This window comes from Amycolatopsis sp. GM8 (genome assembly GCF_021653975.1).
Classification (GTDB): domain Bacteria; phylum Actinomycetota; class Actinomycetes; order Mycobacteriales; family Pseudonocardiaceae; genus Amycolatopsis_E.
Window position 1 is genome coordinate 55,705 of record NZ_JAJKFK010000003.1, and the last position, 16,055, is coordinate 71,759.

Here is a 16,055-nt window from a genome sequence, read left to right on the forward strand (position 1 = left end):
GTCGATCAGTGCCACACGTTCTGGGCCACGCGAAGGAAGTTCTCACCGAGGATCCCCCGGATGGCTTCGGGCGGATACTCGCGATCCACCAATGCGGCGGCGATGGCCGGCAGTCGCTCGGGCTCGATGAACTCGATGCGATCCCATCGCGCGTAGCTCGCCGGGAACAAGTCGGGGTTCCGGGCCAGCTCCTCGTTGAGATCATCGGCATCGAAACAGAAGTCGAGGCCGAGTCCCACATGCTCCCAGCCGACGAGATCGACGGCGTGATCGAGGTGGCGCATGAGCGCTTCGGTGCTCGCATCGTTCGCGCCCAGGAAGACCCCAACGCCGTTGATCCCGATGACGCCACCGGTCTCGGCGCAGGCCTTGATCTGGTCGTCCCACACATTGCGCTGGTCGTCATGGACCGCCCGCGTCGCGGAATGGGAAAGCACCACGGGCGCCGTCGAGGCGGCGAAGATGTCCATCGACGTGCGATAGGAACAGTGAGTCGCGTCGACCACCATGCCCACCCGGTTCATCTCCGCCACGACTTCCCGGCCGAATTCCGTCAGACCACCGTCAGGGTCGTCGTAACAGCCCGAACCAGCGGCATTTCGCTGGTTGTAGGTGAGCAGCATGGTGCGGACGCCGAGGTCGTAGTAGGTCTGCACGGTGTCGACGCGGCCACCCAGCGGACGCGTGTCCTCCAGGTCGAACGCGACCGCGAGACGCCCGGTCGCCTGCGCCGTCAGCACATCTTCGGCCGAGTTGACCATGAGGTACCGATCAGGGTTCGTGAGCACGTGCCGGCGGAACGCGGACAGCACTCGGATCGTGTCGGCGATATCGTGCGGCGCGTAACCGACGTTCACCGACACGAATGACGCCCCCGCCTCGGCGTAACGCCACAGCTCGTCGACGTCGGTGTCCGGGTCCAGCGGAAGGCAGCAATGCTGTTCCCACACCAGCATCTCGGTCTGCTGGGTATCGAGTTCAACGCTCATCGTCGCGTGCTCCTACTCTCGGCGAGAAGACGGTATCCAACGGCACGACCGGGCTGCGAGCATCAACCGTCGAACGAACGCCACACCCGTCGCGACGATAGTCGCTTGCGGCCATACACCCAGGCGACCGCATCGGGAAGTCGCTTCGGCGTCCCCATCAAAGCTCGGCCATCGCGGACATCGGGGCTTCGATCGCGTCGGCGACGAAACGGAGGAAACCGCCGGCGGTGCCGCCGTCACAGACACGGTGGTCGAACACCAGCGACAGCTGCACGATCCGGCGCGGCACGATCTCACCGGCCACCACCCACGGACGCGGGATGATCCGGCCCATGCCGAGGATCGCGACCTCCGGATGGTTGATGATCGCCGCGCTGCCATCGACCCCGAGCACGCCATAGTTGTTGAGCGTGAACGAACCCGAGCTCAGCTCGGAGGCGCTCGCGGTGGCTTCGCGGGCGGCGGTCGTCAGACGCCGGATCTCGGCGTCGAGCCCGCGCATGCCGAGCCGGTGCGCGTCCCGCACAGCCGGGACGACGAGACCCCGATCAGTCTGCGCGGCGATGCCCAGATTGACACCGTCGAACTGGGTGATCTCGGCGCGCTCGGTGTCCACACGGGAATTCAGCTCCGGGAACCGGGCCAGCCCCGCCACCACGAAACGCGCCACCATCGCGAGGATTCCCGGCGCGGCATCGTTGAGCTGCTCGCGCAGTTCGAGCAGCGCCGTGGCATCGACATCCACCCATGTGGTCGCCTCGGGGATCTCCGAACGGCTGCGGGTCAGGGTGTCGGAGACCGCCTTGCGCAGGCCCGTCAACGGAACGCGGGTACGGATCGGCAGGCCGGTGCGGCGATCCGTACCGGCCGGTTCCGGGGACTCGGTCGCGGCCTCGACATCCCGGCGCGTGATCAGGCCATGCGCGCCCGTCCCGGTCAGTGTCTCGAGATCGACGCCCTGGCGCTGGGCCAATTGCCGCACGATGGGCGACTGCACCGCGGGCCGGTCCCCTTCGCGCGCCGCAGACCGTTGGGCCGCTCCACGGCGTCGGCGCCGGGAAGGAGCGTCCGCCGAGGTGCCGTAGCCGATCAGGACGTTGCCGGACCCGGCACGTTCCTCCTCGACATAGGCCGCCGGGGCGGTTTCGATCGAGATCAGGGGCTCCCCGACATTGAGGGTGCTGCCCTCGTCGCCGTGCAGCCGGGTCACGACACCGCCGAACGGAGACGGCACCTCGACCGCGGCCTTGGCGGTCTCGACCTCCGCGACCGGCGCGTCCACGTTCACCACATCGCCGACTTTCACCAGCCAGCGCAACAAGTTCGCTTCCGTCAGTCCCTCGCCCAGGTCCGGCAAGGTGAAAACCTGCGCGCTCACGCGACGTCTCCCCACTGCAGCGTGTCGACCGCGTCGAGAATCCGGTCCACGCCCGGCAGGAAATGCTTCTCGAGTTTCGGCGGCGGATAGGGCACGTCGAACCCGGTCACCCGCCGCACCGGCGCCTCGAGGTGGTGGAAGCAGCGCTCCCCCACACGCGCCGCGATTTCCGACGCGACCGAGGCGAAACCGGGTGCTTCGGCGACCACGACCGCGCGGCCGGTCCGGCGCACCGCGGCGCACACGGTCTCGTCGTCGAACGGCACGATCGACCGCAGGTCGATCACTCCCAGGTCGCGGCCCTCGGTTTTCGCCTGCTCGGCCGCGGCGAGCGCCACGGCGACCGACGGGCCGTAGGCGATCAGCGTCGCGTCCCGGCCCTCCCGGGCGACGGCCGCGCGACCGATCGGCGGTACACCGGCGGCGACATCGACCTCCTCCTTGGCGAAGTAGTGCTTCTTCGGCTCCAGGAACACCACCGGGTCCGGGCTTTCGATCGCCGCGCGGAGAAGCCCGTAGGCGTCCGCGTTCGTGGCCGGCGTGACCACGGTCAACCCCGGCGTGTGGGCGTAGTAGGCCTCCGAGGAGTCACAATGGTGCTCCACACCGCCGATCCCGCCGGCGTAGGGGATCCGGATGACCATCGGCAGCCGGATCCGGCCACGGGTGCGGTTGCCCAGCTTCGCGACATGGCTGGTGATCTGCTCGAACGCCGGGTAGGCGAACGCGTCGAACTGCATCTCCACCACCGGGCGCATCCCGTTCATCGCCATCCCGACCGCCATGCCCACGATCCCGGACTCGGCCAGCGGTGTGTCGAAGCAGCGGCCCTCGCCGAAGTCGCGGTGCAGCCCGTCGGTCACCCGGAACACCCCGCCCAGCGGGCCGACGTCCTCACCGAACACCACCACCGACTCGTCCGCCGTCATGGCGTCCCGGAGCGCGGTGTTGATCGCCTGCGCCATCGTCATCTTGGGCACGGACATCAGGCCTCCTCGAATTCGAGCTCGGCACGGAGCGCTTCGCGCTGCTCGGCCAGCTGCGAGGTGGGCACCGAGAGGACGTGCGCGAACAGCTCGTCCGGGTCGACCGCCGCCTCTTCGCCCAGCCGCGCCCGGACGCCGGCGGCCATGTCCTCCGCGGCGGCGGTGATCTCCTGCTCGCCTGCCCCGTCGAGCACACCCGCCTCGGTCAGGTACGTCCGCACCCGAACGAGCGGATCACGTTGTACCCACCCCGCGACCTCGTCTTCCGTGCGGTAGCGGCTGGCGTCGTCGGCGTTGGTGTGGGCCTCCATGCGGTAGGTGTCCGCCTCGACCAGCGTCGGGCCCTCCCCCGCGCGGGCCCGCGCCACCGCGTCACCGAGCACGCGCTGCAGCGCCACCAGGTCGTTGCCGTCAACGCGAATCCCCGGCATTCCGTAGCCGATCGCCTTGGCCGCAAGGGAAGGCGCCACCGACTGGCGGGCCAGCGGCACCGAGATCGCGTACTTGTTGTTCTGCACGAAGAAAACCACGGGCGCGCGGAAGACCGCGGCGAAGTTGCAGGCCTCGTGGAAATCGCCCTCGCTGGTCGCGCCGTCGCCACAGAGCGCCATCACGACGGTGTCCTCGCCTTTGAGCCGGGCCGCGTGGCCGACGCCGACCGCGTGCGGGAGCTGGGTGGCCAGCGGGGTGGCCTGGGGCGCGACCTTGTGGGCGACCGGGTCGTACCCGCAATGCCAGTCGCCGCGCAGCATGGTCAGCACCTCGACCGGATCCACCCCGCGCGCCGCGATCGCGGCGGTGTCGCGGTAGGTCGGGAAGAGCCAGTCGTGCTCGCCGAGCACCGACGCGCAGGCCACCTGGCACGCTTCCTGCCCGCGCGAGGACGGGTACACCGCCAGCCTGCCCTGGCGGACCAGCGCCCCGGCCTGCTCGTTCAGCCGGCGCGCGAACACCAGGCGCCGGTACCCCTCGCTCAGAGCCGCGGTATCGGGCTTCTTCGCGCCACGGACCAGCGCACCGGACTCGTCGAGTACCCGGGTCACGGTGATAGCCGCCTCGAACGGGTCGGCACCCATCTGCACCTCCACGGACAGGGTCACTAGGCCCGAATGCTGCCAAGAACGCTGACCAATCAGCTATCGTTGGAATGAATTGCGAGATTTCTGGCTCTCATTCGACCCATGGAGCAAGCCGAGTGGACGAGATCGACCGGCGGATCATCGCCGAGCTCGAGACAGATGGCAGGCTGTCCGGCCGCGCGCTCGCTGAACGCGTGAAGATCTCGCGCGCCAACGCCTATGCGCGCATCGAACGACTGGTCGCCGACGGGGTGATCACCGGGTTCACCGCGCGCGTCGACCCCACCAAGATCGGGCTGACCACGTCGGCATACGTGTCGATGACCGTGCGCCAGCACAGCTGGCGGGACCTCCAGAAACGACTCCGCGCGATTCCCGAGGTCCGGCACATGGCACTCATGGGCGGCGAGTACGACGTGATGCTGCTCGTGCGAGCAGCCGGAAACGACGCACTGCGCAAAGTGGTATTGGAGCAGCTGCAGGCAATCCCCGGCGTCTTGTCGACCCGGACCTCCCTCATCTTCGAAGACGCCGACAACTGACCGGCGAAGTCACGCCAGGGCCGCGGCGAGATTGGCTTCCGCGATCTGCCGCGCCGCTGCACCGGTTGTGATGTCTTGTGCCCGGGCGCTCTTGAAGATCCGCTCCACCGTCTCACCGATCTCCAGCACCCGCACGCGCACCTCGTACGCGGACCACCTCAGGACCTCGCGTCCGACGAGGTGGATCGCCCCACCCGCATTGGCGACGAAGTCGGGGGCGTAGCAGATGCCACGCCGCCGCAGCACCTCGGCGGCTTCGTCACCGGCGAGGACGTTGTTCGCCGCGCCCGCGATCGCGGCACACGGCACGGTTTCGGCGACCCGCGTGGTGATCAGCCCGCCGGTCGCACACGGCACGAGCACGTCGCACTCGGTCGTGGTCACCTCATCGACCGGCACCCGCTGCGCACCCTGTGCCTCGAATGGCGCGCACCGGTCGTGGGAGATGTCCGCCACCAAGAGCCGGGCCCCTGCCTCACGAGCGAACTCGGCCACCTGTGCCCCGACCGCACCGAGCCCCGGGATGAGCACCCGCCGTCCGGACAGGTCCGCGACACCGGCCTCCCGAGCCGCCGCTTGCACCGCGGCGAAAACACCCACCGCCGTATTCCCGGCGCTCGAACCGGGGCCACCGGCCTCGATCGAACGGCCGAAAACGTAATCCGTGCTCCGGCGAAGGATATCCATGTCGCCGGAGTTGGTGCCGATATCGGGACCCGTCCAGTACGAACCCTTCAACAGCCGGAGGTTCGCGGCATGCACCTGAAGGATGCGCCGCCACGTCGCGGAGTCCAGCTCGGCGCGCGGTGCCGGTAGCGCGATGACCGATTTTCCGCCGCCCATCGGCAATCCGGCGACGGCCATCTTGTACGTCATGGCACCGGCGAGACGCCGGGCGTCAGCCACCGCATCGGCCACGTCCGAGTACACCATCGCGCGGGTGCCGCCGGTCGCCGGACCGAGCCGGGTCGAGTGCACCGCGATGACGAAATGTGCGCCGGTCTCCTCATCGTGCCGGACCGCTGTCAACTCGCCGGCCCAGTCCTCGACAACAATGTCGTTGTTCATGAACCCTTGCGCCATGCCGGCAAACCTAATGGCGCGACCGGCCGGCCCGGCATCGACAACGGTCGCGGCCTTACCGCGGGCCGGTGAACGTTCGTCGCGGGTCACGGCGTCGACGCGACACCGCAACATCTGTTGCGCGAATCAGGCGCTCTTCGCATCACCGGTCGCTCGCTATCGGGGTGGCGCCGAGGCAGAGTGGCGACACGCTCCAACGGCGGGGAAAGGCGGAAACGATGACCGGTGAGCAGCTGAACTACCCAGCGGCTAGAACCGTCGACGCACAGGACACCGTCATGGGTGTCAGCTTCCCCGATCCCTATCGATGGCTCGAAGACGAATCCGGCGAAACACAAGCGTGGCAGCAGGCGCAGAACACCCTCACGGACACGTTCGTCGGGGAATGGCCACACCTGGCCGCGCTCCACGCCACGGTCGGCGAGTGCGTCGCGGACGGCACCGGCTCGGCCAACTGGATGGTCGAACCCGGGCCGCGATTCGCCGGCGGCCGCTGGTTCCGCCTCGACCGGATTCCCGAGCCGGACTACCCCGAACGTGCCGTCCTCGTGGTCGCCGACACCCCGGCCGGTCCCGGCCGGGTGCTCTACGACCCCAACCACGACGGAGCCCGGCAGATCTCGTGGCTCGCCCCCTCCCCGGACGGCAAGGTCGTCGCCTTCGGCGTCTGCGAGGACGGCACCGAATTCGGTGAGATCTGGTTGGCAGACACGGAAACCTGCGAACGACTGCCCGACCGGATACCCCATCCGGTACTGGGCCCCCTGGTCACCCCGCAGTGGCTCCCGGACAGCTCCGGGTTCTTCTACACGGCAGGCGACATGGCCTCGGAGGCGTTCACCTTCCGTGCGTTCTTTCATGCTTTGGGCGGCGAGCCCGCCACCGAACCCGAGCCGGTCGACATCATCCACGCACCGACCGTCCAGGTGGCCGCGGACGGCAGGCACGCCGTCGTGACCGCCGTCTACCCGCTCCCCCAGTATGTGTGCGACCTGCCGGAACGAGAGTGGCGGCCGTTCGTCCGGGGGCTCGACTCGACGGTCCTGGGCACCATCGACGGTGATCGCTACGTCGCGATCACCAACCACGACGCGCCGCGGGGACGGATCGTCGCGATCCCGTTCGACGGGCCGGCTCCTTCGGACCCGGCGACCTGGCGGGAACTGGTTCCGGAATCCGATCGCGTGCTCAGCCAGATCCGGCTGATCGGCGGCCGGCTGGTGGTGACCGGATCGATCGACACCGAAGCGCGCGCCTGGGTCTTCGACCGTGACGGGCGGGAACTGGAGGAGGTGCCGCTTCCCGGCCGGGGCGCGCTGCCGCTCGAGATATCCCCGACCGCCGCCGTGGCGCCCGACGGCCACCCCGACGAGTTCGTGTTCGTGTTCTCCACCCCCACCTCGTCGCCCGGGCTGTACCGCTATCGCCTGGGCTCGGGGCAGGTGGACACCCTGCGAGCGCCGCGCGTGCGCCTGCCAGGCGCGACGGTCTCACTCCGCTGGGCGGAGTCCGCGGACGGGACCATAGTGCCCTATCACCTCGTCCTGCCCGGCGGTGCGGACGGAACCCGGCCGCTCCCGACGCTCATCAGCGCGTACGGCGGCGGCGGTGCCGCCTGGCCGGCACAGTTCCCCGGCCCGGTCGCGGCATTCGTCGCGGCCGGCGGCGCGCTCGTCATTTCCCACCAGCGCGGCGGGAACGACCTCGGTTCCGACTGGGGCAACGCCGGGCGCGTCAAGAACAAGCAGAACAGCTTCGACGACGTCTACGCGATCGCCGAACACCTCGTCGCGACCGGCGTGACGACATCCGAGCGGCTCGCGGTCACCGGCTGGAGCAACGGCGGGATCATGGCCGGGGCGGCGTTCACCCAGCGCCCGGACCTGTGGGCGGCGGTGGTTCCCCAATGCCCGATCCTCGACATCATCGGAAGCAACCGTCATCCCTACGGCCGGTTCGCCATCAACGCGGAATACGGCGACCTCGACGATCCGGACGACATCGCCCGCCTCGCCGGGATGTCGGCGTATCAGCTCGTCAAGGACGACGTGCGCTACCCGGCACTCTATGTCCACGCCGGCAATGACGACCTAGCGTGCCCGCCCGGACAGATGCGCAAGTTCATCGCGCGAATGCAGGCCACCGCCGGAGCGACGGAACCGGTATTGCTGCGCGTCTGGGATCGTGCCGGGCACGGCATGTCCGCCAGCAGGTCCGAAGGCATCACCCACACCACTCACTGGCTCGCCTTCCTGATGCGCCGCCTGGGCATGGCTCCCGCCGACTTCATCGCTGGTAAACGAGAGGAACGATGACCGAGCTGATCTTCATGTCCCGGGAGCATATCGACCGGATGAACGAACTGCTCGGCGAGTCGGCTGAAGTGGCTTCCGCCTGTGCCCGGCTGGACCGTGACTATTCGCTCACTTACGAGCTGCTCGACGGGCCGGATGGCACCGTGTATTGGACCATGCGATTCGACCGGGAGCAGGGTGCGTCGTTCTCGCTGGAACCGCCGGCACATGCTGATGCGACTTTTGTTTCCGAGTGGGCGGCGACGATTCGATACAGCCGGGCGGCCCGGAATGGCGAACAGGTCACCGAACCGATCCTCGAAGTGCGCGGCGATCCGTCAGTGACCGAAATCGTCGCCGAGGCCTTTTCGGCCGCGCATAAAGCAGCAACGATACCGACCGTTTTTCCGGAAGTCTGATTCCCGGAGCACAGGCTGCGCAGAAGCAGCTCAGTGGTTCAGGTAGGCATCCACATTGCGCTCGACGGCGATGAGCGGAAGGGCACCGTGGCCGAGCACGGCCTCGTGGAACTCGCGGACGTCGAACCGCTCCCCCAATGCGCGTTCGGCCGCCCGGCGCAGTTGCCAGAACTTCTCCGAACCCAGCCGGTACGACAGCGCCTGAGCGGGCAGGTCGGTGCTGTAGCGCAGGATCTCCGACGCCACCTGGGTCGGCGACTCCATGGTCATCGACGCCATGTACGCGCGGGCCTTGTCCTCGGACCAGCCCAGCAAATTGAGCCCGGTGTCCACGACCAGCCGCTGGGCGACGAACCGTTGGTGCAGGCAGGCGCCATAGCGGTCCCACGGATCGGTGTAGAGCCCCATTTCGAAACCGAGTGAGGCCGCGTACTCGGCCCAGCCCTCGCTGTAGGCGCCGAAAGACTCCGCCGTGCCCTGCGCCTGCAGCGGGTGCAGGGTGGCGTCCTCGGCCTGTCGCGCCAGGTGGAAGTGGTGGCCGGGCACCAGCTCGTGGAAGATCAGCGCCGCGGCCGAGATCTGCGCGCGGTCGGCCAGGCCGGAGCCGTTGAACCGGTAGCGGCCGACCGGGTTGGTCGCGATGGGCGGCTCGTAGTAGCCGAAGGTCATGCCCGCTTCCAGTTCCGGGTCGAGCCGCTGGACGCCGAAGGGTGCCCGCGGCCGGACCCGGAACCACTGGTCGAGCAGCGGTTCGATGGCGGCGATGTGCCGGCGATAGGTGGCGGCGACGTGCTCGGGGTCGGGGGCGTGGAAGCGCGGGTCGGCTTCGAGGCGGGCCCGGTAGGCGGTTTCGTCGCCGTCGAAGCCCACCTCGCGGCGGATCTCGGCCAGCTGCTCGGTCAGCTGTTCGACCTGGGCAAGACCGAGTTCGTGCACGTCAGCGGGCTCGATCGGGTAGGTGGCGTACTGGCGCACGAGCCTGCGGTAGGCCTCGGCGCCACCCGGGTACTGGCCGAGCCCGATGCCCTCGACCGCCCCCTGCGCACCCGGTCCATCCAGGTACGCCAGCACGGCGTCGAACGCGGGCAGCAACTCGTCGTCAATGAACCGGTCCACGCCGTCGACCAGCGCGCCGCGAGCCGCGGCATCGAGAGCGGTCAAGCGGGACTCGGCGGGCCGCAGGAACTCCGGGGCGGCGCCGCGATGAGCACGCACGGTGGCCAGGAAGCCGGGCAAGGCCGGGCGCGGCAGTTCGATGCCCCGTTCGGCCTGGCCGGCGAGCTTGGTCCGCACGGCCTTGACGGCGTGCGTGAAGTCGCCGGCCAGGGACAGGTAGCGCCGCGCGTCGTCGCCGGTGGCGAAGATGAACGGGCGGAACACCTGCTGGCCGGCCATGGTCCAGGTGTAGCTCTGATAGGGCGCGACCGGAAAGCTCCACCAGTAGTCCTCGTCGCTGCTGGCCAACTGGCCGGCCAGCTCGCGCACCACGGCGGCGGTCGAGGTGTCCACATCGGACACTGGGTCGAGTTCGGCCAAGAGCCGCCGGCCCAATGCGGCGGCTTCGCTCGCCTCCTCCTGGGTGCCGCGGGGCAGCCGGGTGACCGGATCGCCCGCGCGCAGCGCGAAATGCGGTTCGGTGCGCCGCAGGTACGCCCACAGCTCGTCGGCCAGGAGGTCGGCAGGATCACTCGGTTGCGCCATGCCGGCGAACCTATCGCCGCGCGCGGCCGGCCCGGAATCGACAACAGTCGCGTCCTTCGCCCTCGACACCGCACGTTCGTCGCGGGTCACCGTTCAGTCGCCGAGCTGGTCGCGGTAGGCGGACGCGATGGCCCGCAGTTTGAGGCCCAGGTGCAGCATGAGCCGGTCGTCGCCGTTGTCGAAGCTGTACCCCGTGATCTGCTCGACCCGTTTGAGCCGCTGGTACAGCGTGGCCCGATGGATGTGCAGCGAGTCGGCGGTGCGCCGGACGTTGCCGCCGTGATCGAAGAACTCGGTCAGCGTGTCGAGCAGGACGTGATGGGGGTCCTCCAGTTCGATGGCCGACAGCGCCGGTATCTGTGCGGCGCCGAGCAGGTCGTCCACCGGCAGCTTCAGCAGCAGCTCGTAGGGTCCCAGTTCGCCCCAGCGGGCCAGGTCGCCGATGCTGGGCAGCAGCAGCGCGGCGCGTGCGGCCAGGAACGCCTGCTGGTGGGACCCGTGCACGGCGTCGAGTTTGGTGACCGTGCCGCCGAGGCCGAAGACGGGACGGGAGTCGCGGCCGGTGAGCCGCTGGAACCGGCTGGTGATCCGCTCGGTCACCGCGTCGACCAGCATCCGGGCCGGCGGTTGCCGTTGGATGAGCAGAATCCAGCCCCGTGACCGATTGGCCACCATCAGCGCCACGTCGTCGGTCACCGTGCGCACGCCGTCCTCGATGGCCGCCTCGAACTCGACCTCGTGCGGCGCGGTCGTCCCGGCCCTGCGGCACTGCACGGCGAGGACGGTGAAGTGGGCGCGGTCCTCACCGAACAACTGCTCGGCCCGCAGGTCCTCGATCGCCTGCGCGCGCATGACGCCGTCGGACGACACGAGTTCGCGCAGGATGCCTTCGTGCCGGGCTTTGGACCGTTCGTGCAGCAGCAGCCTGCGGTAGAGCAGGGCACCGGCGGCGGCCGCGGCCTCCGCCGCGGCGGTCAGCTCGGCCGCGGTGAACACCCCGTCCTCGTCGATGAGCCACAGGTAGCCCAGCAGCATGCCGTTGCACCGCACCGGCGCGCACAGTCTCGGCTTGACCGCCTCGACGTCGACGATGCCGGGCGCGGCCCACTGGGCGATGCCCAGCGCGAGGATGCTGTCGGTGATCTCGGGCTCGACGGCCCGGTTGAGTACGGAACTGACCCGCGTCGCGTCCTCGTCGCCGAAGTGACGGCTGGCCGCGAGAAGGCGGATCGACGGGTCGTCGATGGCTACCGAGCGGCGCAGGCGTTCGGCCAGCTCGTCCACTATGGACTGCAGATCACCGTCGGACATTGCCGCGACGCTACCACCGTGTACGGCCGGACCTGAGCGGATCGACGGCCTCCATGAGTGCCGTCGCCTGGGCCGGCAGCTCGGACGCCGGCGTGACGATCTGGAACACCAGGTGCTCGACCCCCGCGTCGAAGTACTCCTGCGCGCGCTCCCGGATCGAGTCCCCATCGCCGGCCAGGCAGTACCGTTCGATCACGTGCTCGGGGAAGTCCTGGCCGTAGCGGCGGGTGAGATGGTCGCGGGCCATTCGGCGCCCCTCCCCCGTCGAGTCCGCCACACAGGCGGAGATCACGTGACCCCGGACGACCGTCGCCGGGTCGCGGTCGATGGCTTCACACTGCCGCGCGATCTCGGCCGCCGAGCGTGCATACCGCTCCGGTGAGCAGAAGCCGCCGAGCCAGCCCTGTCCGAACCGGGCGGTTCGCCGCAACGCCGCCGCCGACCGACCGCCGATCCACACCGGCGTCCGGGTCGCCGCGGTCGGAACCGGCTCGATCGTGATGTCGTGGAAATCGAAGTAGGGACCGTGGTGGCTGGCTTCGGGACCCGACCACACCGCCTCCATCGCGGCCAGCGCGTCGTCGGTCCGCCGCCCTCGCTCGGTGATGTCGACGCCACAGGCCTCGAAGTCCTTGACGCCCTCGCCCCCGACTCCGATGCCGAGCACGAGACGGCCGTCGGAAAGCGTCTGCAGTGAGTTGGCCTGCTTCGCGACCATGCTCGGGTGGCGCAGCGGCAGCAGCAGCACGCCCGCCCCGAGCCGCACCCGCTGCGTGCACGCCGCGAAGTAGCTCAGCGCGGTGAAGATCTCGAGGGTCGGGTTGTGGAACGAGAGGTGCTCGCCCACCCAGATCGAGTCGTACCCCAATGCCTCGGCGCCACGGGCGGCATCGCCGTAGTAGCGGTGATCGGGCAATCCGTCGGGATACTGCCCGCTGATCTGGATCCCGAGCGCCACGCCCATGGTTGAACTCCGTCCGCGGCTCGAAGTGATGACTACACCAAACCATGAGTGACCGTATACGATCGACTGTGGCCGGGGCAACAATGGCCCACGTCGATGCGCGATAGCTAGTCGAATCCGCGAAAGATTGTGTACGAAATGGAGGAACGATGGGTCCGCTCGACGGAGTGCGGGTGCTCGACATGGGCAACCTCGCCGCCGGCCCGATCACGGCGACGTTGCTCGGCGACCTCGGTGCCGAGGTGATCAAGATCGAACATCCGCGGATCCCGGACGCCGCCCGGGGCTACGGCCCGCAGTACCGGGGCAAGTCGCTGTACTGGCGGTCGATCGCCCGGAACAAGCGGTGCGTGACACTCGACCTCTCCCGGCCCGAGGGCCGGCCGGTCCTCGACGCCCTCATCGAGCGGACGGACATCCTGGTCGAGAACTTCCGGCCGGGCACGCTCGAGAAGTGGGGCATCACCTGGCCCGGCATCCAGGCGGTCAATCCCCGGCTGATCCTCCTGCGGACCAGCGCCTTCGGGCAGTCCGGCCCGTACCGCCAGTTTCCCGGCTTCGGGACGCTCGCCGAGGCCATGAGCGGCTACGCGTTCATCACCGGCGAAGCCGATGGCCCACCGCAACTCCCCCAGTTCCCGCTCGCCGACGGCCTGGCCGCCTACATGGGCGCCGTCGGTGTGCTCGCGGCGCTGCGGCACCGCAACGAAACCGGGCGGGGGCAGTGGATCGACAACAACCTCTACGAGCCGATCATGCGCCTGATCGAGATCGTGAACATGGAGTACCGGCACCTCGGCACGGTGCGGCAGCGGACGGGCAGCCGGCTGGGGGATTCCTCGCCGCGTGGCGCCTACCGCACGGCGACGAAGGACACCTGGGTCGCACTGTCGGGATCGAGCAACGCGACCGCCCTGCGGGCCCTGCGCGCGATCGGCCGGGACGACTGGGCCGATGATCCGGCGTTCGCGACCAACCCGGGACGGGTCGAGCGCAGCGACGAGATCCACCAGGCACTCGCGGATTGGATCGGTGCCCACGAGGTCGAGGAGGTGCTCGCGACCTTCCGGGCGGCCGACGCCCCGATCGGCCAGATCTACGACGCCGCAACCGTCGCCGAGGACCCGCACTTCCGGGACCGGGAGCTGTTCGTGCGGGTGCCGGACGACGACGGTGAGATGATCTCGGTCCAGAACGTGATGCCGCGGTTCTCCGAGACACCGGGATCGGTGCGCCGGCTCGGCGTGAGCCACGGCCACGACACCGACGAGATCTACGGTGACCTGCTGGGTTTCCCGGCCGACCAGCTGGCCGCCCTCCGCGAGAGCGGCGTCATCTGATGGCCGCTCCCGTCCTGGCCGAGAGCCGGAGCTTTCTGTTCTGTCCCGCCCATGACGCGCGCAAGACCGCGCGGGTCGACGACTTCGGCGCGGACGCCGTGGTCCTCGACCTCGAAGACGCCGTGCCGCCCCACGAGAAGGCCGGTGCGCGCGGGCTCGCCCGGAAGGCGCTCGCCGGAATCGTGCACGCCCACGCCGGTGTCCGCAGTAACGGCCTGGACACCGGGTTGGCCCTAGACGACATCGCAGCGGTGGTCTCGGCGGGCCTGGACTTCGTCGTCGTGCCGAAGGTGACCACACCCGAGGACCTCGCCACGGTCGACCGGCACCTCGGCGAATGCGAGGAGCGGGCCGGTCTCGCACCGGGTTCGGTGGCGCTGGTGCCCCTGATCGAGCGGGTGAGCGCCGTGCTGTCCGTCGCCGAGCTGGTCAAGGCTGCCCCCGCCCGGGTGCCGCGGCTGGCGTTCGGGCTGGGTGACTTCGCCCTCGAGGCCGGCATCCCGGTCGCGATGGGCGAGGCGATGCTGACCGCGAAGTCCCTGATCGTCATGGCCTCCGCCGCCGCCGGCCTCGCCCGTCCGGTCGACGGGCCCTATCTGACGCTGGCGGACCCCGACGGGCTGGCCGCCGACTCCGCGCGCAGCCACGCCCTCGGGTTCGGCGGGCGGGTCGTCGTGCATCCACCTCAGGTCGGACCGGTCAACGCGTCCTACCCGCTCGCCGACCACCAGGCCCTGTCGCGCGCGACCCGGCTGGTCGAGGAGTTCGAGGCCTCGATCGCGACCGGTAAGGCGGCGATGCGCTTCGAGGGGGAATTCGTCGACTACCCCGGCTACCTCGCGGCCAAGCGGTTGCTGGCGCGCAACCACTAGCCGCGAGTGTCGTCGGCCTCGGAGACGGGCGAGCCCGGGTAGAACCGCCGCGAGCGCAGGATGTTGGAGCTGCGGGCCGCCTCCGCCCACTCGGGATCCCGGGCGCGGACCGCCTCCACGATCTCCCGGTGCTGCAGGACGCTGTAGTGGATGTCGTCGTCGGAATAGCGGTCGAAGAGGTGGACGATCCAGGTCGCCTTCCCGAGGTGCTCCGCGATACTGGCCAGCCGCGGGGACCGGGCGGCGGTCTGGAGGGCGGTGTTGAACTCACCGCCCAGCCGGATGGTGTCCTCACGGGTGCAGTCCGGGCGGGACATCTCGTCGACGATCCGGGTCAGCTCGGCGATGTCGGCCGCGTCGGCCCGGGTCGCGGCGAAGCGGGCGGCGGCTCCTTCCACCATGGCCCGGATCCGGAGCAGATCGTCGTACTCTTCGGGCCCCCAATCCGTCACCACCGCGCCGCGGTGCGGGACCAGCGTGACCAGGCCCTCCACGCTCAGCGAATGCAGCGCTTCGCGGACGGGGGTCCTGCTGGTCCCGATCTCCTCGGCGATGATGTCCTCACCCAGCCGGGATCCCGGGGGGTACTTGCCGGTCAGGATGCCGAACCGGATCGCTTCGGCCGCCCGTGTGCGTGCGCTCATCGCACACCATTATCGACGACCCGCCTACCCGGTGCCCTAACCGCCGGTCGTGTTGTGCGCCTTCTCCGCCTCGTACTCCGCCAGTGCCTCGGCGAGCAAGGGATAGGCGACGAGGGGCACGTGGTAACCCGCGGTCAGTCCGGTGAGCCGGAGTGTCTCCACGATCTGCGCGGGCTCCACACCGGCCCGGAGCGCTTCGAGCATGTGGAAGCGGCAACCGCCGTGGAAGTGGTCGGCCGCGTCCAAGGCGAGCAGGACGAGCTGACGCACCGGCTCCGACAGCGAGGTGCCGGGCCCCATCGCGTGCTGATAGCTGGCGTGGAAGTCCAGTAGTGCCTGCGGATCGAAGCGAGCGGCGACGTCGAACGCTTCGGGCATGTGGCCACGATCCGCGCGGATCGTGGCGAGGACGTCCTCGGCCGAGGGACCGGAGGTGGTCTCCGTGCTCATCGA

General features: G+C 69.5%; 15 protein-coding genes. 5 read left to right on the forward strand and 10 right to left on the reverse strand.

Annotated features, from left to right (window positions below):
- Positions 1 to 5: 5 nt before the first annotated feature.
- The 4 genes from LOZ83_RS13410 to pdhA all read right to left on the reverse strand — a co-directional run bounded on the left by LOZ83_RS13410 (position 6) and on the right by pdhA (position 4,429).
- Positions 6 to 989, reverse strand: coding sequence for a dipeptidase (locus LOZ83_RS13410; RefSeq protein WP_236790852.1), 984 nt, complete (start codon positions 987 to 989; stop codon positions 6 to 8).
- A gap of 157 nt (positions 990 to 1,146) precedes the next feature.
- On the reverse strand, positions 1,147 to 2,367 hold the full coding sequence (locus LOZ83_RS13415) for a dihydrolipoamide acetyltransferase family protein (protein ID WP_236790853.1): 1,221 nt from the start codon (positions 2,365 to 2,367) through the stop codon (positions 1,147 to 1,149).
- The gene (locus LOZ83_RS13420) at positions 2,364 to 3,353 is read right to left on the reverse strand and encodes an alpha-ketoacid dehydrogenase subunit beta (RefSeq protein ID WP_236790854.1); all 990 of its coding nucleotides are present in this window, start codon (positions 3,351 to 3,353) and stop codon (positions 2,364 to 2,366) included. The genes LOZ83_RS13415 and LOZ83_RS13420 overlap by 4 nt, the downstream gene beginning before the upstream one ends.
- Entirely contained in the window at positions 3,353 to 4,429 is a 1,077-nt protein-coding gene (gene pdhA, locus LOZ83_RS13425) for a pyruvate dehydrogenase (acetyl-transferring) E1 component subunit alpha (RefSeq protein WP_255823964.1), read from the reverse strand. The genes LOZ83_RS13420 and pdhA overlap by 1 nt, the downstream gene beginning before the upstream one ends.
- 71 nt (positions 4,430 to 4,500) lie before the next feature.
- Here pdhA and LOZ83_RS13430 point away from each other — a divergent pair, with 71 nt between their 5' ends.
- Positions 4,501 to 4,974 (forward strand): Lrp/AsnC family transcriptional regulator, encoded by a 474-nt coding sequence (locus tag LOZ83_RS13430; protein ID WP_236790856.1) that lies wholly within the window; start codon positions 4,501 to 4,503, stop codon positions 4,972 to 4,974.
- Positions 4,975 to 4,983: 9 nt separating this feature from the next.
- Here the strand turns inward: LOZ83_RS13430 and LOZ83_RS13435 are convergent, their stop codons facing one another.
- The gene (locus LOZ83_RS13435; RefSeq protein ID WP_236790857.1) at positions 4,984 to 6,057 is read right to left on the reverse strand and encodes a Glu/Leu/Phe/Val dehydrogenase dimerization domain-containing protein; all 1,074 of its coding nucleotides are present in this window, start codon (positions 6,055 to 6,057) and stop codon (positions 4,984 to 4,986) included.
- Positions 6,058 to 6,275: 218 nt separating this feature from the next.
- Here LOZ83_RS13435 and LOZ83_RS13440 point away from each other — a divergent pair, with 218 nt between their 5' ends.
- A complete protein-coding gene (locus tag LOZ83_RS13440; protein ID WP_236790858.1) occupies positions 6,276 to 8,372 on the forward strand; it encodes a prolyl oligopeptidase family serine peptidase in 2,097 nt (698 codons plus the stop codon).
- Positions 8,369 to 8,770 carry a hypothetical protein gene (locus LOZ83_RS13445; RefSeq protein ID WP_236790859.1) on the forward strand — a complete coding sequence of 134 codons (402 nt, stop codon included), beginning with the start codon at positions 8,369 to 8,371 and terminating at the stop codon, positions 8,768 to 8,770. The genes LOZ83_RS13440 and LOZ83_RS13445 overlap by 4 nt, the downstream gene beginning before the upstream one ends.
- 30 nt (positions 8,771 to 8,800) lie before the next feature.
- Here the strand turns inward: LOZ83_RS13445 and LOZ83_RS13450 are convergent, their stop codons facing one another.
- The 3 genes from LOZ83_RS13450 to LOZ83_RS13460 all read right to left on the reverse strand — a co-directional run bounded on the left by LOZ83_RS13450 (position 8,801) and on the right by LOZ83_RS13460 (position 12,746).
- Positions 8,801 to 10,471 carry a DUF885 family protein gene (locus tag LOZ83_RS13450; RefSeq protein ID WP_236790860.1) on the reverse strand — a complete coding sequence of 557 codons (1,671 nt, stop codon included), beginning with the start codon at positions 10,469 to 10,471 and terminating at the stop codon, positions 8,801 to 8,803.
- Between the two features lie 93 nt (positions 10,472 to 10,564).
- Positions 10,565 to 11,782, reverse strand: a complete 1,218-nt coding sequence (locus LOZ83_RS13455; RefSeq protein WP_236790861.1) for a CdaR family transcriptional regulator — start codon at positions 11,780 to 11,782, stop codon at positions 10,565 to 10,567.
- Between the two features lie 10 nt (positions 11,783 to 11,792).
- A complete protein-coding gene (locus tag LOZ83_RS13460; protein WP_236790862.1) occupies positions 11,793 to 12,746 on the reverse strand; it encodes an LLM class flavin-dependent oxidoreductase in 954 nt (317 codons plus the stop codon).
- Between the two features lie 149 nt (positions 12,747 to 12,895).
- On the opposite strand from LOZ83_RS13460, the gene LOZ83_RS13465 reads away from it, so the two are divergent.
- Positions 12,896 to 14,086, forward strand: a complete 1,191-nt coding sequence (locus LOZ83_RS13465; protein ID WP_236790863.1) for a CaiB/BaiF CoA-transferase family protein — start codon at positions 12,896 to 12,898, stop codon at positions 14,084 to 14,086.
- Positions 14,086 to 14,958, forward strand: a complete 873-nt coding sequence (locus tag LOZ83_RS13470) for a CoA ester lyase (protein ID WP_236790864.1) — start codon at positions 14,086 to 14,088, stop codon at positions 14,956 to 14,958. The genes LOZ83_RS13465 and LOZ83_RS13470 overlap by 1 nt, the downstream gene beginning before the upstream one ends.
- Here the strand turns inward: LOZ83_RS13470 and LOZ83_RS13475 are convergent.
- Both LOZ83_RS13475 and LOZ83_RS13480 read right to left on the reverse strand, forming a co-directional pair.
- Positions 14,955 to 15,602: a GntR family transcriptional regulator gene (locus LOZ83_RS13475; protein ID WP_236790865.1), complete on the reverse strand. Its 648-nt coding sequence runs from the start codon at positions 15,600 to 15,602 to the stop codon at positions 14,955 to 14,957. The two genes, LOZ83_RS13470 and LOZ83_RS13475, sit on opposite strands and share 4 nt — an antisense overlap.
- Positions 15,603 to 15,638: 36 nt before the next feature.
- Positions 15,639 to 16,052, reverse strand: a complete 414-nt coding sequence (locus tag LOZ83_RS13480; protein ID WP_236790866.1) for a carboxymuconolactone decarboxylase family protein — start codon at positions 16,050 to 16,052, stop codon at positions 15,639 to 15,641.
- Between the last annotated feature and the right edge of the window lie 3 nt (positions 16,053 to 16,055).

What these genes read in the sequence shown, in the direction of transcription:
- LOZ83_RS13430 (WP_236790856.1), top strand. Translation starts at nt 4,501, where the DNA reads ATGAATTGCGAGATTTCTGGCTCTCATTCGACCCATGGAGCAAGCCGA.
- LOZ83_RS13470 (WP_236790864.1), top strand. Translation starts at nt 14,086, where the DNA reads ATGGCCGCTCCCGTCCTGGCCGAGAGCCGGAGCTTTCTGTTCTGTCCC.
- LOZ83_RS13410 (WP_236790852.1), bottom strand. Translation starts at nt 989, where the DNA reads ATGAGCGTTGAACTCGATACCCAGCAGACCGAGATGCTGGTGTGGGAA.
- LOZ83_RS13435 (WP_236790857.1), bottom strand. Translation starts at nt 6,057, where the DNA reads ATGGCGCAAGGGTTCATGAACAACGACATTGTTGTCGAGGACTGGGCC.
- pdhA (WP_255823964.1), bottom strand. Translation starts at nt 4,429, where the DNA reads ATGGGTGCCGACCCGTTCGAGGCGGCTATCACCGTGACCCGGGTACTC.
- LOZ83_RS13480 (WP_236790866.1), bottom strand. Translation starts at nt 16,052, where the DNA reads ATGAGCACGGAGACCACCTCCGGTCCCTCGGCCGAGGACGTCCTCGCC.
- LOZ83_RS13450 (WP_236790860.1), bottom strand. Translation starts at nt 10,471, where the DNA reads ATGGCGCAACCGAGTGATCCTGCCGACCTCCTGGCCGACGAGCTGTGG.
- LOZ83_RS13440 (WP_236790858.1), top strand. Translation starts at nt 6,276, where the DNA reads ATGACCGGTGAGCAGCTGAACTACCCAGCGGCTAGAACCGTCGACGCA.
- LOZ83_RS13455 (WP_236790861.1), bottom strand. Translation starts at nt 11,782, where the DNA reads ATGTCCGACGGTGATCTGCAGTCCATAGTGGACGAGCTGGCCGAACGC.
- LOZ83_RS13460 (WP_236790862.1), bottom strand. Translation starts at nt 12,746, where the DNA reads ATGGGCGTGGCGCTCGGGATCCAGATCAGCGGGCAGTATCCCGACGGA.
- LOZ83_RS13420 (WP_236790854.1), bottom strand. Translation starts at nt 3,353, where the DNA reads ATGTCCGTGCCCAAGATGACGATGGCGCAGGCGATCAACACCGCGCTC.
- LOZ83_RS13475 (WP_236790865.1), bottom strand. Translation starts at nt 15,602, where the DNA reads ATGAGCGCACGCACACGGGCGGCCGAAGCGATCCGGTTCGGCATCCTG.
- LOZ83_RS13465 (WP_236790863.1), top strand. Translation starts at nt 12,896, where the DNA reads ATGGGTCCGCTCGACGGAGTGCGGGTGCTCGACATGGGCAACCTCGCC.
- LOZ83_RS13445 (WP_236790859.1), top strand. Translation starts at nt 8,369, where the DNA reads ATGACCGAGCTGATCTTCATGTCCCGGGAGCATATCGACCGGATGAAC.